Source organism: Ruegeria sp. BC2, from assembly GCF_056539245.1.
Window position 1 is genome coordinate 1,493,266 of the sequence record NZ_JBQFUQ010000001.1, and the last position, 21,434, is coordinate 1,514,699.

Genomic DNA, 21,434 nt, shown 5'->3' on the forward strand with positions numbered 1-21,434 from the left:
CGAATAAGACATGGCAACCGAAATTCTCATGCCCGCCCTTTCGCCGACCATGGAGGAAGGCACACTGGCCAAGTGGCTGGTCAAGGAAGGCGACACCGTAAGCTCTGGCGACATTCTGGCCGAGATCGAAACCGACAAGGCCACGATGGAGTTCGAAGCCGTCGATGAAGGCATCGTCGGCAAAATCCTGATTGCCGAGGGCACCGAAGGCGTGAAGGTTAACACGCCGATCGCGATCCTGCTCGAAGAGGGCGAAGACGCATCGGCCGTGACCGCGGCTGCCCCCGCAGCCGCAGGGGAGGCCGAAGCCGCCCCGGCGGCGGTTGAGGCCCCCGCTCCTGCCCCTGCTGCACCGGCCGCGCCAACCGTGGACCTGTCGCCGGACTGGCCAGCAGATGCCGAGATGAAATCGATGACGGTCCGTGAGGCTCTGCGCGACGCTATGGCCGAAGAAATGCGCTCGGACGAAGACGTCTACCTGATGGGCGAAGAAGTCGGTGAATACCAAGGCGCCTACAAGGTGAGCCAGGGCCTGCTGGACGAATTCGGCGCAAAACGCGTGATCGACACGCCAATCACCGAGCATGGCTTTACCGGCATTGCCGTGGGTTCCGCCTTTGGCGGCCTGAAGCCGATCGTCGAGTTCATGACATTCAACTTCGCCATGCAGGCGATCGACCAGATCATCAACTCTGCCGCCAAGACGCTGTATATGTCCGGCGGTCAGATGGGCTGTCCGATCGTGTTCCGCGGCCCCAACGGCGCCGCCGCGCGCGTGGCCGCACAACACAGCCAAGATTATGCCGCCTGGTACATGCAGATCCCGGGCCTGAAGGTCGTGATGCCCTATTCGGCAGCCGATGCCAAAGGTCTGCTGAAATCGGCGATCCGCGATCCCAACCCGGTCGTGTTCCTGGAAAACGAAATCCTCTATGGCCGCTCGTTCGACGTGCCGCAGGTCGATGACCTGACCGTGCCGCTGGGCAAGGCCCGCATCTGGCGCGAAGGCACCGATGTGACCATCGTCAGCTTTGGGATCGGTATGCAATACGCATTGGAAGCCGCCGACAAGCTGGCCGAGGATGGCATCAGCGCCGAGGTGATCGACCTGCGCACCATCCGCCCGATGGACACCGGTGCGATCATCAACTCGGTGATGAAAACCAACCGTCTGGTCACCGTGGAAGAAGGCTGGCCGCAAGGTTCGGTCGGCAGCTACATCAGTTCCGTGGTCATGCAGGAAGCGTTCGACTATCTGGACGCGCCCGTCATCACGCTGACCGGCAAGGACGTGCCCATGCCCTATGCGGCGAACCTGGAAAAGCTGGCGCTGGTTACCACCGACGAGGTGATCGCCGCCGTCAAACAAGTGACCTATCGGTAAGGAGCGACTGACAGATGCCCACCGAAATTCTGATGCCCGCCCTTTCACCGACCATGGAGGAAGGCACGCTTGCCAAATGGCTGGTCAAGGAAGGCGACACCGTCTCCTCGGGCGACCTGCTGGCCGAGATCGAAACCGACAAGGCCACGATGGAGTTCGAAGCTGTCGACGAAGGCGTCGTCGGCAAGATCCTGGTTCCTGAAGGCACCGAGGGGGTCAAGGTGAACACCCCCATCGCCGTGCTGCTGGAAGAAGGCGAAAGCGCCGATGACATCGCCGAAGCCCCGACCAAGGCACCCGAGGCTGCGCCCGCAGCCGACGCGGGCAACGAGGCTGCCGCTGCGGCATCCGAGGCGCCCGCCCCTGCCCCGGCACCGGCGGCCCCGGTCAAAGCCGATGGCGGACGCATCTTTGCCTCGCCGCTGGCCCGTCGCATTGCCGCCCAAAAGGGTCTGGACCTGGCGCAGATCAAGGGCTCGGGCCCGCATGGCCGCATAGTCAAAGCGGATGTCGAAGGCGCAACCGCTCCGACAGCGGCACCGGCTGCTTCGGCAAGCGCGGCGCCCGACCCTGCTGCTGCTCCTGCAGGCCCCTCGGCCGACATGGTGGCCCGCATGTACGAAGGCCGCGAGTACGAAGAGGTCAAGCTGGACGGCATGCGCAAGACCATCGCCGCCCGTCTGGCCGAGGCCAAGCAGACCATCCCGCATTTCTACCTGCGCCGCGACATCAAGCTGGACGCGCTGCTGAAATTCCGCAGCCAGCTGAACAAGCAGTTGGAAGCCCGCGGCGTGAAGCTGAGCGTCAACGACTTCATCATCAAGGCCGTCGCCAACGCGCTGCAGCAGGTGCCCGAGTGCAACGCCGTATGGGCGGGCGACCGGGTTCTGCAGTTGAAACCTTCGGACGTGGCCGTGGCCGTGGCAATCGAAGGCGGGTTGTTCACCCCGGTCCTGCAGGACGCCGACACCAAATCTTTGTCTGCCCTTTCGACCGAGATGAAGGACCTGGCCGCGCGTGCGCGCGAACGCAAGCTGGCCCCGCATGAGTATCAGGGCGGCACCTTCGCGGTTTCGAACCTGGGCATGTTTGGCATCGACAATTTCGACGCCATCGTGAACCCGCCGCACGCAGGCATCCTGGCCGTCGGTACCGGCGCCAAGAAGCCGGTCGTGGGCGAGGACGGGGAACTGACCGTGGCGACCGTGATGTCGGTCACCATGTCGGTGGATCACCGCGTGATCGACGGCGCGCTTGGAGCACAGCTCCTGCAGGCCATCGTGGACAACCTGGAAAATCCGATGGTCATGCTGGCCTGATCCACGCCACAAGAATCAAAAAGCCGCCTCGGACCCCGAGGCGGCCTTTTTCGTACCTGAGAACAGGCTTACTGATCCTTGCCCAGCATGTGATCCATCGAGATCGAGGGCTGGTCACATCCCGCCTCACCCACGATCTTGGCTGGGATACCCGCCACGGTCTTGCAGGGCGGCACGTCCTGCAGCACCACCGAACCGGCGGCGATGCGGCTGCAATGACCGACGCGGATATTGCCAAGAACCTTGGCCCCGGCCCCGATCAGAACGCCATCCTCAATTTTGGGATGGCGGTCCTCTTCTTCCTTGCCGGTCCCGCCCAGGGTCACCGAATGCAGCATCGAGACATTGTCACCCACAACCGCAGTTTCACCGATTACGATAGAATGCGCGTGGTCGATCATGATGCCCTTGCCGATCTTCGCGGCGGGATGAATGTCGATCCCGAAGATTTCCGAACTGCGCATCTGGAAGAAATAGGCCAGATCGTGCCGGCCCTTCTGCCAAAGCCAGTGGGCCACGCGATAGGCCTGCATGGCTTGGTAGCCTTTGAAATACAGAATTGGCTGCAGCAGACGGTGGCAGGCCGGGTCGCGCTCGTACACGGCCATCAGGTCCGCGCGGGCGGCATTCATCAGCGCCTTGTCATCGGAATAAGCCTCTTCGACGATTTCACGCAGAACCATCATCGACATCTCGTTCGAGCACAGCTTGGCAGAGATGCGATAGGACAACGCACGTTCCAGAGACTTGTGGTGCAGGATACAGGCATGCACCAGTCCGCCCATCAAAGGCTCTTTTTCGACGGCGGCCTGTGCTTCGGCCGTGATCCGGTCCCAGACGGGGTCAACTGACGTAACTTGGGTGCGCGTTTCAAACATGGCTTTTGATCCTCTGCTGCGCCTAGAATAGCCATCTAGGCCCAAAAAGGCCAAACGCAAACCCTTGATGTGCAACACAACAGAAAATGAACCGGTCCGAACTCAGGGAATTTGAAACACTTATCCTGTCCCGGCTGGAGGAATTGGAACGCAATTCCCTCGCCGGTCAGGACGCTCAATCCGTGGTCGAGCTTGACCAGCAGGCGGTCGGGCGGCTCAGCCGAATGGATGCGTTGCAGAATCAGGCCATGGCCAAGGCGCAACAAACGCGACGAGATCTCGAAGCCCGACGGCTGAGAGCCGCCCTCGACCGAATGGCCGAGGGCGAATTCGGGTATTGCGAGGACTGCGGTGACGACATTCCGCGCAGACGGCTGGACCTGGACCCGGCCGCCAGCAAGTGCGTCAGCTGCGCGGCCGGTTGAGTTGAAACCGGATAAGTTGGCGCAGTACCGTCTCGAAACACCGGCAATACTCGGTGTCGCTAAAGCTCGGCTCATCTGCCAGCGGGCGGCTGCGTGCAGCTGCCATCAATGCTCCGTTCCCGTAAACAGGATGCAAACGACCCGTCGCGGCCACGTGACGGTCAGCCAACTCGGCCTCGGCGATCATGCGCGCGCACAGCCGCTCACGCTGGGCTTGCGGCACGGTCAGCAAAACCCGCGCCGCAGAACTGACATCGCCGTGCAAAACAGGGCGCATGATCCCTCTACCCCACACTCAGACTCGCGGCCGCGCCCGGCCCGTAGCTGGCCGAAACCTGCGCCACCTCGACCTCGTAGAGGCCCGCGACGCCGTCCGAAGACTGTGCCGCCGCGGAATAGGTCCAAATTGGCGTCGTGGCGATCTCTTCCCGAACAAGGGCGCCACCTGACCGAATCCGGATCAGATAAGTTTCGGACTCCTCGCCCAGCGGCACGTCCAGCACGTCCCAATCGTCGCCGTCGATCCGGGTTCGGCGTACCCAGGTGAACAGGTCATCGCCCCCGTGTCTTTTGACCTTCAGATGAACTGGCGCGTAGGGGCGCAGACCGTTTCCATCAAACGCCTCGACCTTATGGACATAGGAATCGTCGTCGTATCCGCGGGTTGCAGGCCCGATCCGGTAGTGCCGGGCAATTCGGCGTTCGGTCCGCAGCAGACTGGTCTGAAGAACCCTCTCGTCAAGCAACACGAACACGGAACCCTCCGGCCAGATTTCGGGCATGACTGCGTCCGTACCCAATTGGCCACGCAGGCGGCCAGACAGGGCATAGACCCCGGGTTCCTGCAAGACGGCATCCGCGAATTGAAACACTTCCCAATTTCCGGGCGTGCCGTCTCCGATCGCGGCCAAGTTGGCGCCGGTTAGAAGTGAGTCACGCGACCGCGACTGCAAGACGCCATCGACAAGGCGCACGCGCAACGGCTCACCTTCATCCCAAACCCCTGCGCTCGCGGAAGGCAAGGCGGATTCGGTAAACCCGATCACAGCCTGACCAGTCACCAGATCGCGCAGCGCGTAGCCCTCGTCGCTGTCCGAGGAATAGACGGCGACGCTGCCTTGCCAGGGATCGGCCGTGACGGCCAGATAAGGGGCGTGCGGCTCTTCGGCGCCTGTAATGAGTGGCAGATCAAGAAAAATCGGAAGAACCGGAACTGGGGCCACAAAGGGTTGTGACACAAACCCATCATCCGCCATATCGGACGGCGAATAGACCCCGGGCTCGATCCGCACGGCATCTGCCAGCTGGATGTCAGCCTGTTCCAACCTGTCTATGCGATACAGCGCACCGGCTCCCCCATTCCAGGATGGAAGTCGAACAATGTCGCCGGCGCCCAGATTCATCTGCGACGGCGGCAGCGCAAAGCGAGCGGTATTGCGCGCGACGCGGGCCTCGGCCAGCCAGCGTTCGACCGTCTGCCGTCCTTCGGAGCGGGTCATCGACAGAGGCATTTCGTTCACGGCTACAGAATGGGTCCGATCATCGGGCAGCACGGCCTCCTCCGCTACCACATCATGGTCCGCATCCGACTGAACAAAACGCAGACGCACGCGGCCGGCCATTTCGGCCTCGGCTTCGCGCTGGTACTGGACCCTGCCATCGACCTCGGGGCTTTCCGCGACCTGATCCAGCGACAGATCGAATGCCCGGCGCCCGGCCCTCATGCGGAATGTCAGAACACCGTCTCGCTCGATCGCATCAAATCCGTAGCGCAGCATCAGTGGCTGAAGGGCCGCCCGCGCGTCCGAAACATCTTCGATCACGTATCCACGGACAACTCCGTCCAGCGCAGACACATCAAAATCGGAGACGCCGGCAGCCTGACAAATCTCGGCCACCACCGAGGCCAGTGTCCTGGCACCAGAACGTCCGTTCAACCAATGACCACGGGCGTAGTTTTCGCCGTCGCTCCACTGTGAACGCAGGTTCGGGAATGTCGGGAAAGGTCTCGCGTCCCACGCCCATATATAGGCGTTCGAAACGTCCACCATCGGACCATCGTAGATGTCCGAAACTGGGTTGATCTGCGGATCGGTCCAATATCCAAGAACTGCCTTCAAATACTGAACCTGAATGAAATCGTCGCGTTGACCGTTCGAGTATTTAGGCAGATCGGATTCCGAGGATTTCGGATCCAAAAACTTGTTGGGTTGGTTCGTTCCCTTGTCTATGGCCGCACAGCCCAATTCCGTGAACCAGATCGGCTTTGATCCCGGAACCCAATCGGTCGGGTCAGCTTTGCGCACTCCTCCGATCCGTTCGTGGTGCAAGTTCGACCACCAGTTGCGGATGTCTTTGTATCGCCACACCCATGGCTCTGCATGTTCGCCGTCCTCGATCGGATACCTTATCTGCGCGTCCTGTTCTTCGGGTGTTGGATAGTACCAGTCGTATCCTTCACCGCCTTCGATGTTGCCGCGCAAATAATCCAGGTCGTAGATTGACCTAGCACCATCCAGCGCATCCAGATGCTCGTTGCCATCCCGCCAGTCCGAGACCGGCATGTAGTTGTCGATCCCGACGAAATCGATGTTTTCGTCTGCCCACAGAGGGTCCAGATGGAAGTATCGGTCACCGCTGCCATCGGCAGGCTGGTACCCGAAATATTCCGTCCAATCCGCGGCGTAGCCTATCTTGGTGTCTGGCCCCAGTATCTGCCGCGCTTCCGCCGCCAATGCCTTCAGCTGAGCAACGGCCGCGAACCCGGACGCGCCGCGTATCTGGGTAAGGCCACGCATTTCCGAGCCGATGCAGAACGCCTCGACCCCGCCTGCTGCCTTGCACAACGCCGCGTAGTGAAGAATGAAACGGCGCATGCTCCATTCTTCCGGTCCGGTATAGGTGACAGTGCCATTACCGATGATGAAATCCGAGGCTTGGGCTGCACCAAAAAAGCTTGCCACCTGAGCGTCCGCACCTGCGGTTCCGTCCAACGACCCCGGACGCCCTGGAGCCACGTCCAGCGTGATCCGGCCGCGCCACGGCAGATGCGGCTGATCGCCGGCATCCGACCATGGGTCTGGAAGACCATTACCCTGCATCTGATCCATCAGGATGAAAGGATAGAACATTACCCGGCTGCCGGAGCCCTTGAGGTGTTGAATGGCCTGAACCACCGACGCATCGGCCGGGGTACCGCCATAGACGGGTCGCCCGTCCACATGTTGCACGACCTGGGCCGATTTGCGCTTTAGCCCAGAGACTTTCCACGGCATGTTGGCGCCGTCCACGTCGTCGCGGATCACCTTGGGTCGAACGCTGCAAGCGCCGCAACGCAAGTCATCTCCGAACCAAGAGACCACCAGTGACGCAGCCTTGCAGCCCGGAAGTTCTTTGTTCAGGGCACGCACCGAGGCCACCAGATCGGGCTCGCCCGAGGGCGAATTGACGTTGGCGGCCCAGCTTTGGCCCGACCTTTTGGAATAGTTTACCTGCGTGCTGGCCAGCGTGTATTCCCCGGTGCCAGGCATCAGGGCCACGGCCCGGACAATCTGTTGCAATTCGGATTCGTAGTCTGGTGCGGATTTCTGATCAGGCCGAACAACCTCGAAAGAGAACTGGGGAACGCGATTGCCAAATTGCGCCAGCGGCAGGTCTTCAATCACAACATACGCAGTGCCGCGATAGGCCGGAACCGTTCCGGCACCTTCGATCGTTTCGATCAGTGGATCCGGCAGCTGATCCTGGCTGCCGGTATAAACCCGCATGTTCAGACTGTTGCGCTCAAGCTCTTCCCCATCGGCCCATATCCGCGCGATGTCCGCGATCTCTCCGACGCCGACAGCAATCGCCAGTGATATCGAGTAGCTGTAGCTATGGGTGGTCGTGGTGACTTCGGCTGGTTTTGGCGTTCCTTTGCCGCCAGAAGACTGCGGAGACGTCGTGGTTTTGCGGGTCTCAAGGAAATTCGACGCCCAGATCACCTGCCCACCGACCCGCATTCGGCCGAACACGGTGGACAACGGCGCGCCCTCGCCTGTTTCCGTAAGTCTGAACCGGTCCAGCCGGCCAGACTCGACCACCTCGCTTCCGGCACCCATGACCGACTGGCTCATCAATCGCTGGTCGATAACCCGCCCGAGCGTCGCGCCGACTGCCCGGCCCACGATGGCCGTTGACAGCCCAGCAACGGTCCCACCGATGGACCCGCCCAGCGCAGCCCCCGCCGCAGATAAAACTATCGTCGCCATCAGTTGCCCTCCAAAGGAAATTCAAAGCAGGCGACCACCCGGCGGCGCCAGGGGTCGCTCAGTGCGTTTTCGACAACGCCATGTCCGGAATAGGCATGGATGAAGCGTGGCACGGCGCCCGCTTCACTCACGATACCAAGGTGTTTGGCCACACCGGCATCGCGCATCCGGAACAGCAGCACGCATCCAGGGGCCAGAAAGTTGCGCGGACGTTCGACCAGATTGCGCCGCGCAGCCGCCCACATGCGCTCTTCGCCCTGCGGTTCGGACCAGTCCATGCTGTAGGTAGGCACCGCCTCGGGCTCGCGGCCGATGACGGATCGCCAGACACCGCGCAGCAATCCCAAGCAATCGGTTCCCGCTCCCTTGACCGAGGCCTGATGCACATAGGGCGTTCCCAGCCAGCCTCGTGCTTCGTCCACGATATCCTGCGCCGTCACCATGACCGCCTGCTGCCTCCATTGTTCGCGTTGCCCTGTTTCGGCACGGCCATCACCCAGTCTTCGCTCGGCAGATCCGGAAAACCCTGGAAATTTATGATGTTGTTGAATTTCAACCGACAGGTCTCCATCCGCTTGTCGCAGCCCGCCAGCACCCGCACACGGTCACCGGCGGCCAGACCCGAGCCCAGAGCGGTCCAAAGGTGCAATTCCCGCCCGATCTTGATGCTTCGGTCCGTCTTCACCGAAGCCCAAAGACCCTGAGAGCGGCCGGTCAGCACATCGACGCGGCCACGTTCGAACCAGCCGTCCTCAAACGCCTCCGCCCCCTGCAGTCTGAGGATCGGACCCTCGTCGATCTCGGCAATCTCGGCCTCGGCCCAGTAGCCGGGCGTCAACCTGTCGAAGCCGCAGGCTTTGTCACCCAAAACGGCCGTACAGGGTTTTTGGTAGATCCGCCCCAAGGGTCGGTTCAGCAGATCGGTCAGCCCGCGCAATTCGGCGTGAAACGCGCCCCCTGCGCGGCGCAGCTCGCCGATTGAGCCACGGAACTGCAACATGCGCTGTTCCGGCGCGGCCCAGTTGACCAGCCATGCTCGGACATCGGCACCGTCAAAGCGGCCGTCTTCGATATCCTCGTCGCGCACGGCCGCATCAGACAGCGCCCCCATGGCCTCGGAATTGTCGATCGACAGGCCCGTCGCCTGTTCGATGGCCGAGGCTGTGAGACCGGTGCTTGCCTTGAAAACCAGCCCGTCAAAGGCCAGTTCGCGGTCATGGTCGGTGAACCCGAAGGACATGCCATCGGTTCGGGTGATCGCCCAACAGCGGCAGACCGTAGTCATGCCGGACTGAAGATGGGTCAGCAATGCCTGCTTGTCGCCGCTCATCAGACCCGCACCTCCACCACCGGAACATTGGGTACGTCGCCTGCCTGAAAGCTGGCCACGCTGACTTGGATCCTGTCGGTGTCAAACCGCACCGGCACATCGAATTCAAACCCGGCGGTCACCTCGACCCCCTCGGATGGCGGGACGACGAATTGGATCAGACCGCTATTCAGGTCCACCTCGAAATCGACGCCTTCTCGGGCCTCATCCTGATCCAGCCCAATCTTGACCGTACCCAGCACCGGCTTGACGATGGGCCTGACATAGCCGACCCCGCCCGAGGCATAGGTCTTGACCAGTTGGAACGCGGTCGTGACCCCGTCGCCCTGCCCGATTATCTGGTCGCCCTTGTCGGCCTCGGCAGTGGCGGCGCAGGACTTGTAGTCCGACCAGTCCTTCCAGCGGAACCCGTACATCTGCCCCTGACGCGCTTCGAAAAAGGCGATCAACGTCTGGATGTCGTCCAGCGACCGCATCCCCAAACCGGCGTCATAGCGCCGTCGCGAATGCGCCCAAGGCGTGTTGCGTTCTTCGAACCCGTTGGCCAGCGTCACGATATCCGTGCGCCGTTCGGGTCCGCCAACCGAGCCGAAACTCAGGCTGGCGGGAAATTTGACTTCGTGGAAATTCATGTCCTGCTCCCCAAACTACCGGTTGCGATTACCGCGCCCCAGGGCGCGGCTCATCTGGGCCGCGATCTGGCCCTGGCTGCGGCGGAAGCTCTGAACGTCGGGTGTGGTGATGTTCATCACCACGTTCACCGCCCGTCCGCCGCCCGAGTTGCGCACGCCCAGTTTGCCGTCAGGTCCGCGCGCCAGCGGCATGATCGCCTCGGGGCCGGCCTCACCCATCAACCCGGTCGCACCGCGCATCGGAAACATGGTGGGCCCGGTAACCACGCCGCCATTGGCAAAGGGCATGACGCGCCCTTGAACGAAACTGCCGCCATCCGCAAAGGGCAGCAGCCCCTGCACCAGGCCGCCGACCGTATTGGCCAGCATGCCGCCGAAGTGATCCGTCACCGGCTTGATCGCCGCCGAATAGGCCGTGCGGATCAACGAGTTCTTCAGCACGTCCAGCGCATCCGACAGGTTCATGCCGTCCAGAACCACGCCGTCGAAGGCCTTGCGCAGGCCGCTCGACATGCCGCGCTCCAACGTGGCGACATCCTTCCCGGTCTCTTCAAAGGCGGCGCTGATCCGCTTCATCTGGGCGTCGAAGGCCGCCGCCATCGTGGCGGCATCGCCCAGGGCATCGCCCAGCGCCTCGCCGCGCTCCTGCAGGTCGTCAAACCCGTCCCGATCCGTCATCACGCTCTCCTTGTATCTTGTCGGGCCAGGCGGCCAGCAGCTTGTCCAGCCGTGCCCGGTTCATCGCCGGAATCCCGCGGCCCTGCCCCAGCATCAGCCGCAGTTCCGCCGGGGTCAGACGCCAGAACTGATCCGGCGTCAGCCGCAACCCGTGCAGGCCGGCCCGCATCAGGCCGGGCCAGTCAAAGCCGCTCATGACTCACCCGGCACCATGAAGGCCCGCGCCAGCAGCTCGGCCGCCGCCCGCGCCGCCGCCATCGGGCCGCCCTCTATCTCGGCCCGCAACATGTCGGCGCGGGTCACATCCATCCCGCCACCGCGCAACCCCGCCAAGATCAGCGCCAGCACGTCACCGCTGGAATAGGCGCCGCTCTCGAACCGCTGCACCAGTTCCACCAAAGACCCTGCGCCCAGCTCCTGCTCCAGCTCGGCCAACGCGCCCAGCGTCAGCTTCAGCACCCGGCGCTGGCCATCGACCACCAGCGCCACTTCTCCCGCCCACGGATTGACCATCACAACGCCACGAAGGTCAGAGCACCGGCGCTGGCCAGGCTCATCTCATAGGTCGCTTCGCCATTATGCGAGCCGGCATACTCGATCCCGGTCACTTGGAACGGTCCTTCGACGATGCCGAAATCGGGGATGATCACCTGAAAGGCGGGCGTTTCGCCGTCAAAGAACAACTGCCGCGCGCGTTCATCCGTGCCGGCGTCCTTGAACACGCCCGATCCGGAAATCGAGGCCGACTTGACCCCCGCCCCCGACAGCAGCTCGCGCCAGCCGCCTTGGCTCTCCAACGAGGTGACATCCACGCTTTCCGCGTTGAAACTGATCCGCGTGGCACGCAGCCCCGCGATGGTCTGGAACAGGCCTGTGCCATTCATGTCCACCTTGACCAGCAGGTCCTTACCGTTCTGGGCACCCATATGCTTTCTCCATTGATTGCTTAGTTGTCTTCCACGCGGGCGCGGAATCTCAGGTCGATCTGCCGGATCGCGCCGCCGGTCCCGGTGCGCCGGGCCGAGGCCCGCTCGAACCACAGCCCCACCAGCCGTCCCCGATCCAGCGTCAGCGCGGCCCCGTCCAGCGCGTCGCACACGGCCCCGGCCAGCGTCTTGGCCGCGCCGAACCCGGCCGCCTCGGACACCACCGACACCGTGAAGCGATGCAAAGTGCCTTGCCCCGTCTTGTCCGAGGCCTCGCGCACCTCCTCGGGGCCAAGCGTCACGTAGGTCTGCGGAACCGTCCCCGAAGGCACCGCGTCATAGATCGCGCCGCCGCTCAGCGCGCCCACCTGGGCATCCGCCACCAATTGCTGGAACACCGCCGCCTGCAGCGCCGCCGAAACGCCATAGCTCATGCCGCCACCTCCTCATCCGCGAAACAGGTCAGATAGCGACCGGCCGGGTCGTATTCGGCCACGGCGCGGATCACGAAGCGCCGCTCGCCCTCGCGAAACCTCTGATCGGGTGCCGGGCGCATCGACGACCCCTCGGGCGCGCCACGCACAACGATGCGGTAACTCACGCGCGACACCGGCACATTCGCGACCGCGCGCTCGGTGCCGGTCCGGGCGGTCACCTCAGCCCACAGCGTGCCCAGAGGCGCCCACGTCTCGGCATAGCCGCCCGCGCCATCGGCCACCCGCACCGGGGCCTCCAGCACCAGCTGCCGGTTCAGACGGGGCGCGCTCATTGCATCACCCCCGCGCCGAAGCGCACCATGCGATAGCGCTGGATCAGGCTGGTCACGCCAAAGGGCATGCAGCCGTCGCTCAGGCTGGTCTCGTCGCGATATTCATAGTAGTGCGCCGCCAGCAGCAACACCGCCTGCCCCAGATCCGCCGGCAGCCCGCCCCAATCCGCCGCCATCCCAGCCGTCAGCGCGATGGTCACCTCTCCACCGGTGGGAATGGCGGGCAGGCAAGCCCCCATCGGCCGCAGGCAAGGACGCTGGTTGTCGCGCTCCAGGCGGTAGGTTCCCGGCGCCACCACCTGCTGGGCGCCCTGCGCGTCGGTCAGAGTCACCGCGTCGATACTCGTCACCGGCGCGACCGGCAGAACCTCGCCCGCATCGTTGCGCCAACGGCTCAGGGTCCAGGTGAAACTGCGCGATATCAGCACCTTGCCCGTGCGCGCCTCGATCGCGGCCATCGCCGCCCTCAGGAACCCCTTCAACACGTCATCCTGCAGGCTGGTCTCGGCAAATCCCGTGCCCAGCCGCAGATGCGCCTTGAACTGATCCACCGGCAGCGCCGCATCCGCGATGGCGGTTTCTTCGATCAACATCATCCATTCACTCCGCAATCTCGGACCCCTCCGGGGGCCGCATCCTTGGAAATTGGCGGGCACGTGCCGCCCCACGTTGCTCGGACGGAGGGGAGCAGCTAGACAACGCGGGAGATCTCACCCCGACCCGCGCCCGCCGCCCGAGGGACCGGCCCACCGGCCCCCCGGATACGCCACCGCTTAGGCGGTGCCGAATTTCACCAGCTTGATCGCGGCAAAGTCGCTGATGTCGCCGCCCACGCGCTTGGTGGCATAGAACAGGACATGCGGCTTGGCGCTGAACGGATCGCGCAGCACGCGCAGGTCGGGGCGCTCGGCGATGGTATAGCCGGCCGAGAAGTCACCGAAGGCGATCGAGAAGCTGTCGGTGCCCGGATCGGGCATATCCTCGGCGATCAGCACCGGATAACCCATCAGGCGCGCAGGCTCACCTGCTGCCAGGCCATCCGACCACAGGAAGCGGCCGTCGGCATCCTTCAGCTTGCGGATCACGCCCGCGGTTTTCGAGTTCATCACGAAGGTACCGTTCACGCGGTACTGCGCGCCCAGCGCATAGACCACGTCCACGATCGCATCCGCATCGATGCCGCCCGCGACACCGGTGGGCACATAGCCCAGGTTGCCCCAGGTCCAGACATCATTGTCCACCGCCGGATGGCTCAGGATGCCCTTGGGCTTGTCGATGCCGTCACCGTTGATGAAGGCCGCGGCCTCGGCGCGGGCGAACTTGTCGGCGATACGGCCGGCCAGCCAGCCCTCGACGTCGAATGCGCTGTCATCCAGCAGCCGCTGCGAGGCCTTGGGCAGCGCGCTCAGCTCGTGCAGCGGGATCGAGATGCGGTCGATCGACGGGGTCCCGGTCTCGGCGGCGGTGGCGTTTTCGGCAGCCCAGCCCGCGCCCACATCGGTGTGGTCGATCAGCACGTCGAACGAATTCGCTTCGACATTCACGACCGACGCGATCGAGCGGATCGACGCGGTGGATTTCAGCACCGACTGGATCATCTCGGCGGTCTGCGGATCGACCAGGTAGCCGCCATCGCTGTTGACGGCCGTCGACAGCGACTTGGCCTCGATTTCCAGCCCGCGCAGTGCGTCGTCATCGCCCGAGCGCACATAGGCGTCAAAGGCCTTCTGGTGCGGCGCTTCCTCCAGGGTCGAGGCCGCAAGATGCGGGCGCGCCGCGATGGTTGATTTACGATCCAGCATGGTCAGTCGCTCTTCTGTCTGTTGCAGTTTGTGTTGAACTTCAGCCTTCAGGCCCTTGAATTCGCTCACGAAGCCAGCCATCGCCTGCTTCACCTCCTGAACCAGGGGCACACCCTCTCCGGTCAAGGCCGCGGTCTCGGTCTTGCTCATCAGCACTTCCTTTCTGGGTGGGGGTTGAGGCGCGCTAGGGTCGCGCCAGCTCCTGCCGGGCGTTCTCGAACACCTCGGCAATACTGCGCCAGGTGTCCTCGGCATCGGGGTCCGTCCCCTTTGCCGCCACCCGCGCACTGGGCAGCATCGGGAAGGTCACCAGCGACACCTCCCACAGCTCCAGTTCCGTCAAGAGCCGCCGGCCCTTGTCATCCTTCACGGCCCGCTTTGTGCGATAGCCGATCGACAGCCCGTCCAGCGCACCCGCGCGGATCAGCTCGGCCGCTTCGCGCCCCTTCTGGGTGCTCTCCAGCAACCGCCCCTTGACCCACAGGCCGCGCTCATCCTCGCGCACCTCGTCCCACACGCCGATGGGCTGGGCCGGGTCGTGCTGCCACAACATCTTGACCCGCTGACCGGCCGCCTTAAGCCCGGCCAGCGACGCGGCATAGGCACCTTTCTGCACCACGTCGCGGCCCTGATCGACCTGGCCGAACAGGCTGGCATAGCCCTCGATCACCGCGTCTTCGGTCACCGACAGCCCATCGCCGAACCGCGCGAACTTGCGTTCCAAATCCATGAACAACTCCTCGTAAGCCACTGAATTCATGGCGCCACCGTCAGGAAAGACTGGAACGCCTGCGCCAGGATCACCGCCGCCACGCCATAGACCGTCAGCCACAACCGCCGCTCCAGCCGTTCCATCATTTCCTCGATCTGATCCAGTCGCCTGCACAGATGCGCATGCTGGATCTCGGCCACCCTTTCGTGCGCGGCCAGACGCAGGCCCGGCGCGCAGTCAAAGGGCGGGTATCCCGGCGTGTCAGCCATCCGCCGTCTCCGCCAGCGCCGGCAGGCCCAGCAGAGCACGCTTTTCTGCATCCGTCAGGAAATCGGCGTTGGCCACCCGCGCCCATTGCGCGTCACGCTCCGCCGCCAGCGCCGACACCTGGTCCAGATCGGGCTTCAGCACCAGATCTTCGCCGGTAAAGCCCGACAGCCAGTCCGACAACACCGCCGCCACCCGCGTCACCAGGGGCAGAACGGTCAGGCGATAGAACGCCCGGTTGGCCTCCTGATAGTTCGAATAGGTCGCGTCCCCCTGGATCCCCAGCAACATCGGCGGGACACCGAAGGCCAGCGCGATCTCGCGGGCGGCGGCTTCCTTGGTCTTCTGAAACTCCATGTCCGAGGGGGAAAAGCCCATCGGCTTCCAATCCAGCCCCCCTTCCAGAACCATCGGACGCCCGGCGTTGCGCGCCCCGCGATAGTTCGCCTCGATCTCGTCGCTCAGGCGGCGGAACTGTTCCTCGGCCATCCCGCCCTGCCCGTCGCCGCCCTTCCACACCAGCGCGCCCGAAGGCCGCGCGGCATTGTCCAGCAGCGATTTCGACCAGCGCGAGGCGCTGTTGTGCACGTCGATCGCCATCGCCGCCGCCTGCATGGGCGAAAAGCCGTAATGGTCATCCTGCGGATGGAACGACTTGATATGGCAGATGGCCGCGGCCGGGAACCGGTGCGTCTTGCCCCCGGCGGTGTAGTCATAGGCTCTGGGCCAGCCATCCGCCCCCGGCACCACGCTCATCCGGTCCGAGCGCAGCACATGCAGCTCGACCGGCAACCCGCCCGCGGCCTGCACCGCCTCGACATAGGCGTTGCCCGACAGCAGCAGCTGCCCGAACAGCGCCTCCAGCAGCTCGGCCTTGCCCTGCGCCGCGTTCGGACGGCGCATCAGGCGCAGAACCGAGTGCGTCTCGTACCGCTGCGCATCGTCCTGCAGGACCAGAGGCAGCGCCGCCGCGGCCTCGGCAATCAGCTTGACCGACCGGAACCCCACCGGGTTGCCCGAGAACCCCGTGCGCGTCAGCGAGACGGTGTCCCGCGGGCTCCAGGCGACTCGCCCGCCGGTCTGCCAGGCCACCACCGGCCCGGCTGCGCTTGCTTTTGCCTCGGGGGCTTTCCCAGCCGATCCACGACGCAAGAAATCGAATACCATGTCCAGATGCTCCTTTCTGCCGCCGCTCTGCCCGGCTTGTTGAAAGGAGTTATGACGGAAAGATCTTTAAGCCTCGGGAATGGGGCGTACGGCCGTTGTGCAACGGCTGGGGAACATGTGCCCGCAGGATAAACCTCGGCATCCGACAGAAATGCGCTACCCTCAGCATCTGAGCATCACGAGGGACCAGCCATGTATGAAAGCGCAGTGAAAACCGGCGGGATCGCCGTCGTGACCGGCGCCGCCAGCGGTGTCGGGCGCGTCGCGGCACAGCGTTTTGCCCAAGCCGGGCTGGACGTCATACTGGCCGATCTTCCGGGACAGGCGCTGGACGAAACGACGCAAGACCTGAAGGCAGGCTTTGACGCGGCAAACATCACCGCGGTGCCGACGGATGTCACCTCTCAAGCCGACATGGAAAATCTGGCCGACACAGCTTTCGCCGCCGGGCAGGTCGCCGTCTTGATGAACAATGCAGGGATCAGCCTGCCGACGAAAACATGGGAGTCATTCGACAACTGGCGGAAAATTCTCGACGTGAACTTTCTGGGGGTGCTGCGCGGCGTCCAAGCCTTTTTGCCCCGCATGATCGAGGCTGACCGCCCGGCCGTCGTAATCAACACCGGGTCAAAGCAGGGGATAACATCTCCGCCAGGCAACCCCGGCTACAACGTGTCCAAGGCCGCCGTCAAAACGCTGACCGAACAGCTCGCGCACGAGCTGCGCGAGGCCGGCGCACCGATCACCGCGCATCTCTTCGTTCCGGGCTTTACCTATACCGGCATGGTCGCGTCATTCCTGCCCGAAAAACCGGCCGCCGCCTGGACCAGCGAGCAGACCGTCGACTATTTCCTCGACCGCATGGCCCAAGGCGATTTCTACATCCTCTGCCCTGACAACGACGTCGATGCCGTACGCGACCGCCGTCGCGTTCAATGGGCCGCCGAGGACATCATCTACAACCGCCCCGCCCTTTCACGCTGGCATCCCGACTACGCCGAGGCCTTCGCAAAGTTCGAAAAACCCAAGGGCTGATCACAAGACCCGCACCCTCGGCCGCCGGTATGCCGCTGCCGGCGCCACCACCAGCTCATGCAACGCCCAGACCAGCGCATCGACCCGGTCGGGCGAGCCCTGCCCCTCGAACCCCCGCGCGGTCATCTGGCACATCTGTTCCTCCAACGCGTCCAGCCCGGCCACATGGAACACCCGCCCCTGCTCATACAGCGCCGCCACCGGCTCGGCCCGCGCCACCTTCCCGCGCGAGGCCCGCACCGCCCGGAACGGGACCAGAGGGTCCACCTGCCGCACAACCTCTTCCACCAACTGCCCGCCCTGGTTGACCTCGGCCACCAGCCGTTCGGCCCCGAATTCATCCATCGCGTCGATTGCCGCCCGCGCCCAGCCCGCCGGGCCGACACCCTGCACCGTCCGGTCGGCCAGCACATAAGCCCGCCAGTCCTCGGGCGGCCCCTGCAGCCGTGCGCCGACCACCACGATCCCGCAGGCATCGGCGCCCGATCCGCCCGTCACCGCCGGGTCCAGCGCCACCACCACGCGGTCCAGCTCGGGCAGCGCCTTGACCCGCGCCGCATCCAGCATCGAGCCAGTCCACAACGCCCCCTCGGCATCGGCCAGCAACACCCCGTCCAACTCCTGCCGCCCCAGCCTTGTGCCCGCATAACGCGCGCGCACCTCCTGCAAAAAGGACTCCGCCAGATTGGCCCGGTTCGCCTCGGTCGGCGCATGGGTCATCACCGTCGACGGCGCCGCCAGCAGATCCTTCAGCACCTTCACGTTGCGCGGCGTCGTGGTCACGCAGACCCGCGGCCGCTCGCCCAGACGCAGCGCAAATTGCAGCATGTCCCAGGTCTCGCCCGCCTTTTTCCACTTGGCCAGTTCATCCACCCAGGCCGCGTCGAACTGCGGCCCCCGCAGCCCTTCGGGGTCATGCGCCGAAAAGGCCTGCGCCTCGGCCCCGTTGGGCCAGACCAGCTTGCGTTCCGACGCCTTCCACTGCGGCCGCCGGTCGGGGGGCGAGCACTGCATGATCCCGCTGTCGCCGAAGATCATCACGTCGCGCACCTGGTCAAAGGTCTCGCCCACCAGCGCCACGCGCCGGGCCTCACCCTCATCAAACGGCTTCGACCCTTCCACCATCGACCGCACCCATTCGGCTCCGGCCCGCGTCTTGCCCGCGCCGCGCCCGCCCATGATCACCCATGACCGCCAGTCGCCCTCGGGCGGCAATTGATGCGGCAACGCCCAGAACTCGAACAGGAAAGGGAGGGCACACAGCCCCCCCTCCCCGATCTCACTCAGAAATCTGTCCCGCACCGCAGCAGGCGCGGAGGCGAGCCAATCGGCACCCGATCTCAGATCGGGCCCGCTCCAGGTCGAGCGCATAGCCCCCTTGGGCAATTCCCGCTTGTCTGTGACACTGTTCGACAAAGCTTGTCTCCACTTTCTGGCAACTTCGGATCAGCCCCTCTAGCTGTCCGAGTTGTCTGGCTGAACTCGCCAGGTCTTCATCCTCCCCGGCCTCGATCCGCCTGCGCAGGTCTTCCGCCGCTTGCCGCAAACCGCGAATGGACACCTCCAACGACTGCAACAGCTCGGCCGTCCGGGACATCCGCTCTTCCGGGGTAATCAAAGTCATGTTTGCCTGTGACCTCATGCGTGAGTGATCTCCGCACGAGAGAAATGAAAAACGGCCGCCGGGTCGCCCCGGGGCCGTTGCCCACTTCTTCTAGCATGACACAACTTATACGCGAAATCGGGCGCTCAGTCAAGCTCCGACGCAACAGCGCGCAACAAGTAACGCACTGCCAGTGTTAACAAAATCCTAATCCAGCTCAGGGACCGCAACCAATTCTGTGATCGGCAAGATTTCCGCGACGGAGTAATTCCCGTCGTGCGTTTCAAAAACGGATTGCACACGCAATCTGCGTAAACACCAAGAACCGCAAACATACGAAAAATTTCTGAAGGACAAAAAATGTACCATCCCCTCAGCTATGTCTCGGTAATCTGTCTGGGAGGCCTGATGCTCTTCGGCACAGTGGCGCAGGCTCAGACAGGGCACCGCGGACCTGATCTTGGCAAGATCGCCAGCGAGATTGGCGTTCCGCAATCTGCGCTCCAAAGCTGCCTGGGCGATCGTCCCAAGCCCGGCAAGCGCCCCGAGCGCCCTGACGCGGGTATAATTGCTTCGTGCCTGTCCAAGGCCGGGCACCCCTCCACCGCACAGGCAGTCGAAAAGGCACTGGCTGCCGCCGCCCCGACGCCTCGTCGTTGACCATCCATTTGCAACGAACAGGACACCGGCAGCTTTGCCTGCCGGTGTCGGCTTGACATTCGCCTCAGCAGCGCTCATCTACGCCACAGCGCTGCCGCGTGAGCACGCGGACTGAACCGAGGTCCGAGATAGCGCCCAATTTTCCCAGTTCCCATTCACGCAGGGTTCTTGACGCAAAAGCCGGATGTTGCGGGACTCGCCCGCAAATCCTGAGGCTGCGCACACTCCCTGCCGGTCGTGCAATCCGCACGGCCAGCTACTCTTGTTCGCGCACGGCCAATGCCGGCGCGGATCACAAAGGAAGACGACTTGTTCGATTTCGACATGCTCGGCCTCGCGCCGGCACTGAACGACGCGCTCGAGCGCGCAAATTTCACTCAACCCACACCGATCCAGAACCAGGCCATCCCGTTGGCCTTGGAAGGACATGACATTCTGGGCCTTGCACAGACCGGCACCGGCAAGACGCTGGCCTTTGGCCTGCCGCTGATCGACCACCTTCTGGCGCAGCCCGGCAAACCGGCACCCAAAACCGCCAAGGCGCTGATCCTCGCCCCAACCCGCGAACTGGTGAACCAGATCGCTGAAAGCCTCCGCACGCTTACCAAAAAGACGAAACTGCGCGTGGCCACAGTTGTCGGCGGACAGTCGATCAACAAACAGATCATGTTTCTTTCGCGTGGGACCGATATTCTTGTCGCGACCCCCGGTCGTTTGATCGACCTGATGGAGCGTGGCGCGGTCGATCTCGGCTCGGTTCGGCACCTAGTTCTGGATGAGGCCGACCAGATGCTGGACCTCGGTTTCATCCACGCTCTGCGCAAAATCGCGCCGCAACTGGGCACTCCGCGCCAGACCATGCTGTTCTCGGCCACCATGCCGAAACAGATGGAAGAACTCAGCCGCGCCTACCTGACCAACCCGCAACGGGTACAGGTCTCGCCTCCGGGCAAGGCGGCCGACAAGATCACCCAGTCGGTGCATTTCGTTGAAAAGCCGGGAAAACCCGCCAAGCTGCGCGAGATCCTTTCGCGTGATACCGACGCCCTGACGCTTGTGTTCTCCCGGACCAAGCATGGTGCGGAAAAGCTGATGAAAGGGTTGGTGGCCGACGGCTACAACGCAGCATCGATCCATGGCAACAAGAGCCAGGGCCAGCGGGATCGCGCCATCAAGGCCTTCCGCGCCGGCGAGATCACAGTCCTGGTTGCCACCGACGTGGCAGCCCGTGGCATCGACATTCCTGGGGTGGCCTATGTCATCAACTACGACCTGCCAGACGTTCCCGACAACTATGTGCACCGCATTGGCCGCACCGCTCGGGCCGGCCGCGAAGGCGAAGCCATAGCCTTCTGCGCACCGGATGAATTTGATCTGCTGCGTCAGATTCAGAAATTGATGAAGATCGAGATCCCGGTCGCCAGCGGAGCGGCACCCGAATCCGCAGAGGCCGCCAAGCCCGGCAATCGCCAGCGCAATCGACGCCGTGGCCCGAAACCGCAGGGCACGAATGGCCCCGCCAACCGTCGGCGCCGTCCGCGCCGCAAATCGGCCGCATAAAAAAACTGCGCGCATGTCCGCATGCGCGCAGTCTTTT

At 63.8% G+C, this 21,434-nt stretch carries 25 protein-coding genes; 6 read left to right on the forward strand and 19 right to left on the reverse strand.

The window, feature by feature from the left end:
• Positions 1-10: 10 nt before the first annotated feature.
• Positions 11-1,384, forward strand: a complete 1,374-nt coding sequence (locus ACR0CU_RS07345; RefSeq protein WP_170446491.1) for a pyruvate dehydrogenase complex E1 component subunit beta — start codon at positions 11-13, stop codon at positions 1,382-1,384.
• 14 nt (positions 1,385-1,398) lie between these two features.
• Positions 1,399-2,703, forward strand: a complete 1,305-nt coding sequence (locus tag ACR0CU_RS07350) for a pyruvate dehydrogenase complex dihydrolipoamide acetyltransferase (RefSeq protein WP_170402451.1) — start codon at positions 1,399-1,401, stop codon at positions 2,701-2,703.
• Between the two features lie 68 nt (positions 2,704-2,771).
• Here ACR0CU_RS07350 and cysE read toward each other — a convergent pair whose 3' ends face one another.
• Positions 2,772-3,581, reverse strand: coding sequence for a serine O-acetyltransferase (cysE, locus tag ACR0CU_RS07355; RefSeq protein WP_170446493.1), 810 nt, complete (start codon positions 3,579-3,581; stop codon positions 2,772-2,774).
• Positions 3,582-3,667: 86 nt separating this feature from the next.
• On the opposite strand from cysE, the gene ACR0CU_RS07360 reads away from it, so the two are divergent.
• Complete coding sequence (locus ACR0CU_RS07360) at positions 3,668-4,006, forward strand: TraR/DksA family transcriptional regulator (RefSeq protein WP_170338608.1); 339 nt, start codon at positions 3,668-3,670, stop codon at positions 4,004-4,006.
• On the opposite strand, the gene ACR0CU_RS07365 is transcribed toward ACR0CU_RS07360, so the two are convergent.
• The 16 genes from ACR0CU_RS07365 to ACR0CU_RS07440 form a co-directional block, all read right to left on the reverse strand.
• Positions 3,987-4,283, reverse strand: coding sequence for a DUF7742 family protein (locus tag ACR0CU_RS07365; RefSeq protein WP_170446495.1), 297 nt, complete (start codon positions 4,281-4,283; stop codon positions 3,987-3,989). The two genes, ACR0CU_RS07360 and ACR0CU_RS07365, sit on opposite strands and share 20 nt — an antisense overlap.
• 7 nt (positions 4,284-4,290) lie before the next feature.
• Positions 4,291-8,256 carry a baseplate multidomain protein megatron gene (locus ACR0CU_RS07370; protein ID WP_480642741.1) on the reverse strand — a complete coding sequence of 1,322 codons (3,966 nt, stop codon included), beginning with the start codon at positions 8,254-8,256 and terminating at the stop codon, positions 4,291-4,293.
• Positions 8,256-8,699: a C40 family peptidase gene (locus ACR0CU_RS07375; RefSeq protein WP_170358778.1), complete on the reverse strand. Its 444-nt coding sequence runs from the start codon at positions 8,697-8,699 to the stop codon at positions 8,256-8,258. Before ACR0CU_RS07375 ends, ACR0CU_RS07370 begins: the two co-directional genes overlap by 1 nt.
• Entirely contained in the window at positions 8,693-9,586 is an 894-nt protein-coding gene (locus tag ACR0CU_RS07380) for a DUF2163 domain-containing protein (RefSeq protein WP_170446499.1), read from the reverse strand. The genes ACR0CU_RS07375 and ACR0CU_RS07380 overlap by 7 nt, the downstream gene beginning before the upstream one ends.
• A complete protein-coding gene (locus tag ACR0CU_RS07385; RefSeq protein WP_170446501.1) occupies positions 9,586-10,218 on the reverse strand; it encodes a DUF2460 domain-containing protein in 633 nt (210 codons plus the stop codon). The genes ACR0CU_RS07380 and ACR0CU_RS07385 overlap by 1 nt, the downstream gene beginning before the upstream one ends.
• Positions 10,219-10,233: 15 nt before the next feature.
• On the reverse strand, positions 10,234-10,896 hold the full coding sequence (locus ACR0CU_RS07390) for a phage tail tape measure protein (RefSeq protein WP_170446503.1): 663 nt from the start codon (positions 10,894-10,896) through the stop codon (positions 10,234-10,236).
• A complete protein-coding gene (locus ACR0CU_RS07395; protein WP_170390416.1) occupies positions 10,874-11,092 on the reverse strand; it encodes a rcc01693 family protein in 219 nt (72 codons plus the stop codon). Before ACR0CU_RS07395 ends, ACR0CU_RS07390 begins: the two co-directional genes overlap by 23 nt.
• On the reverse strand, positions 11,089-11,409 hold the full coding sequence (locus ACR0CU_RS07400; RefSeq protein ID WP_170358767.1) for a gene transfer agent family protein: 321 nt from the start codon (positions 11,407-11,409) through the stop codon (positions 11,089-11,091). The genes ACR0CU_RS07395 and ACR0CU_RS07400 overlap by 4 nt, the downstream gene beginning before the upstream one ends.
• Complete coding sequence (locus tag ACR0CU_RS07405) at positions 11,409-11,822, reverse strand: phage major tail protein, TP901-1 family (RefSeq protein ID WP_170338097.1); 414 nt, start codon at positions 11,820-11,822, stop codon at positions 11,409-11,411. The genes ACR0CU_RS07400 and ACR0CU_RS07405 overlap by 1 nt, the downstream gene beginning before the upstream one ends.
• A 20-nt stretch (positions 11,823-11,842) precedes the next feature.
• Complete coding sequence (locus tag ACR0CU_RS07410; protein ID WP_170338095.1) at positions 11,843-12,256, reverse strand: DUF3168 domain-containing protein; 414 nt, start codon at positions 12,254-12,256, stop codon at positions 11,843-11,845.
• On the reverse strand, positions 12,253-12,591 hold the full coding sequence (locus ACR0CU_RS07415) for a head-tail adaptor protein (RefSeq protein WP_170432085.1): 339 nt from the start codon (positions 12,589-12,591) through the stop codon (positions 12,253-12,255). The genes ACR0CU_RS07410 and ACR0CU_RS07415 overlap by 4 nt, the downstream gene beginning before the upstream one ends.
• A complete protein-coding gene (locus ACR0CU_RS07420; RefSeq protein WP_170446504.1) occupies positions 12,588-13,187 on the reverse strand; it encodes a head-tail connector protein in 600 nt (199 codons plus the stop codon). Before ACR0CU_RS07420 ends, ACR0CU_RS07415 begins: the two co-directional genes overlap by 4 nt.
• A gap of 177 nt (positions 13,188-13,364) precedes the next feature.
• Entirely contained in the window at positions 13,365-14,543 is a 1,179-nt protein-coding gene (locus ACR0CU_RS07425; RefSeq protein WP_170446506.1) for a phage major capsid protein, read from the reverse strand.
• A gap of 34 nt (positions 14,544-14,577) precedes the next feature.
• Complete coding sequence (locus tag ACR0CU_RS07430) at positions 14,578-15,123, reverse strand: HK97 family phage prohead protease (RefSeq protein WP_170338585.1); 546 nt, start codon at positions 15,121-15,123, stop codon at positions 14,578-14,580.
• A 26-nt stretch (positions 15,124-15,149) separates the two neighbouring features.
• Positions 15,150-15,374 (reverse strand): GTA head formation protein, RCAP_rcc01685 family, encoded by a 225-nt coding sequence (locus ACR0CU_RS07435; protein ID WP_093962401.1) that lies wholly within the window; start codon positions 15,372-15,374, stop codon positions 15,150-15,152.
• A complete protein-coding gene (locus ACR0CU_RS07440) occupies positions 15,367-16,539 on the reverse strand; it encodes a phage portal protein (RefSeq protein WP_170446508.1) in 1,173 nt (390 codons plus the stop codon). Before ACR0CU_RS07440 ends, ACR0CU_RS07435 begins: the two co-directional genes overlap by 8 nt.
• Positions 16,540-16,731: 192 nt before the next feature.
• On the opposite strand from ACR0CU_RS07440, the gene ACR0CU_RS07445 reads away from it, so the two are divergent.
• Positions 16,732-17,574 carry an SDR family NAD(P)-dependent oxidoreductase gene (locus ACR0CU_RS07445; protein ID WP_170446510.1) on the forward strand — a complete coding sequence of 281 codons (843 nt, stop codon included), beginning with the start codon at positions 16,732-16,734 and terminating at the stop codon, positions 17,572-17,574.
• Here ACR0CU_RS07445 and ACR0CU_RS07450 read toward each other — a convergent pair whose 3' ends face one another.
• Positions 17,575-18,945, reverse strand: a complete 1,371-nt coding sequence (locus ACR0CU_RS07450) for a DNA-packaging protein (RefSeq protein WP_170446513.1) — start codon at positions 18,943-18,945, stop codon at positions 17,575-17,577.
• A complete protein-coding gene (locus tag ACR0CU_RS07455; protein ID WP_170446514.1) occupies positions 18,854-19,198 on the reverse strand; it encodes a hypothetical protein in 345 nt (114 codons plus the stop codon). Before ACR0CU_RS07455 ends, ACR0CU_RS07450 begins: the two co-directional genes overlap by 92 nt.
• Positions 19,199-19,537: 339 nt before the next feature.
• Between ACR0CU_RS07455 and ACR0CU_RS07460 the strand changes: the two genes are divergently transcribed.
• The gene (locus ACR0CU_RS07460) at positions 19,538-19,837 is read left to right on the forward strand and encodes a hypothetical protein (protein ID WP_170390426.1); all 300 of its coding nucleotides are present in this window, start codon (positions 19,538-19,540) and stop codon (positions 19,835-19,837) included.
• A gap of 309 nt (positions 19,838-20,146) precedes the next feature.
• Positions 20,147-21,397, forward strand: a complete 1,251-nt coding sequence (locus tag ACR0CU_RS07465) for a DEAD/DEAH box helicase (RefSeq protein ID WP_170446517.1) — start codon at positions 20,147-20,149, stop codon at positions 21,395-21,397.
• Positions 21,398-21,434 lie beyond the last annotated feature (37 nt).

Bases quoted from the DNA above. Each gene is read 5' to 3' on its own strand.
- ACR0CU_RS07440 (WP_170446508.1), bottom strand. From the start codon at position 16,539: ATGGTATTCGATTTCTTGCGTCGTGGATCGGCTGGGAAAGCCCCCGAG.
- ACR0CU_RS07445 (WP_170446510.1), top strand. From the start codon at position 16,732: ATGTATGAAAGCGCAGTGAAAACCGGCGGGATCGCCGTCGTGACCGGC.
- ACR0CU_RS07390 (WP_170446503.1), bottom strand. From the start codon at position 10,896: ATGACGGATCGGGACGGGTTTGACGACCTGCAGGAGCGCGGCGAGGCG.
- ACR0CU_RS07455 (WP_170446514.1), bottom strand. From the start codon at position 19,198: ATGACTTTGATTACCCCGGAAGAGCGGATGTCCCGGACGGCCGAGCTG.
- ACR0CU_RS07420 (WP_170446504.1), bottom strand. From the start codon at position 13,187: ATGATGTTGATCGAAGAAACCGCCATCGCGGATGCGGCGCTGCCGGTG.
- ACR0CU_RS07395 (WP_170390416.1), bottom strand. From the start codon at position 11,092: ATGAGCGGCTTTGACTGGCCCGGCCTGATGCGGGCCGGCCTGCACGGG.
- ACR0CU_RS07425 (WP_170446506.1), bottom strand. From the start codon at position 14,543: ATGAGCAAGACCGAGACCGCGGCCTTGACCGGAGAGGGTGTGCCCCTG.
- ACR0CU_RS07385 (WP_170446501.1), bottom strand. From the start codon at position 10,218: ATGAATTTCCACGAAGTCAAATTTCCCGCCAGCCTGAGTTTCGGCTCG.
- cysE (WP_170446493.1), bottom strand. From the start codon at position 3,581: ATGTTTGAAACGCGCACCCAAGTTACGTCAGTTGACCCCGTCTGGGAC.
- ACR0CU_RS07405 (WP_170338097.1), bottom strand. From the start codon at position 11,822: ATGGGTGCCCAGAACGGTAAGGACCTGCTGGTCAAGGTGGACATGAAT.
- ACR0CU_RS07360 (WP_170338608.1), top strand. From the start codon at position 3,668: ATGAACCGGTCCGAACTCAGGGAATTTGAAACACTTATCCTGTCCCGG.
- ACR0CU_RS07450 (WP_170446513.1), bottom strand. From the start codon at position 18,945: ATGCGCTCGACCTGGAGCGGGCCCGATCTGAGATCGGGTGCCGATTGG.
- ACR0CU_RS07410 (WP_170338095.1), bottom strand. From the start codon at position 12,256: ATGAGCTATGGCGTTTCGGCGGCGCTGCAGGCGGCGGTGTTCCAGCAA.
- ACR0CU_RS07375 (WP_170358778.1), bottom strand. From the start codon at position 8,699: ATGGTGACGGCGCAGGATATCGTGGACGAAGCACGAGGCTGGCTGGGA.
- ACR0CU_RS07460 (WP_170390426.1), top strand. From the start codon at position 19,538: ATGTACCATCCCCTCAGCTATGTCTCGGTAATCTGTCTGGGAGGCCTG.
- ACR0CU_RS07400 (WP_170358767.1), bottom strand. From the start codon at position 11,409: ATGGTCAATCCGTGGGCGGGAGAAGTGGCGCTGGTGGTCGATGGCCAG.
- ACR0CU_RS07380 (WP_170446499.1), bottom strand. From the start codon at position 9,586: ATGAGCGGCGACAAGCAGGCATTGCTGACCCATCTTCAGTCCGGCATG.
- ACR0CU_RS07415 (WP_170432085.1), bottom strand. From the start codon at position 12,591: ATGAGCGCGCCCCGTCTGAACCGGCAGCTGGTGCTGGAGGCCCCGGTG.
- ACR0CU_RS07365 (WP_170446495.1), bottom strand. From the start codon at position 4,283: ATGCGCCCTGTTTTGCACGGCGATGTCAGTTCTGCGGCGCGGGTTTTG.
- ACR0CU_RS07350 (WP_170402451.1), top strand. From the start codon at position 1,399: ATGCCCACCGAAATTCTGATGCCCGCCCTTTCACCGACCATGGAGGAA.
- ACR0CU_RS07435 (WP_093962401.1), bottom strand. From the start codon at position 15,374: ATGGCTGACACGCCGGGATACCCGCCCTTTGACTGCGCGCCGGGCCTG.
- ACR0CU_RS07370 (WP_480642741.1), bottom strand. From the start codon at position 8,256: ATGGCGACGATAGTTTTATCTGCGGCGGGGGCTGCGCTGGGCGGGTCC.
- ACR0CU_RS07345 (WP_170446491.1), top strand. From the start codon at position 11: ATGGCAACCGAAATTCTCATGCCCGCCCTTTCGCCGACCATGGAGGAA.
- ACR0CU_RS07430 (WP_170338585.1), bottom strand. From the start codon at position 15,123: ATGGATTTGGAACGCAAGTTCGCGCGGTTCGGCGATGGGCTGTCGGTG.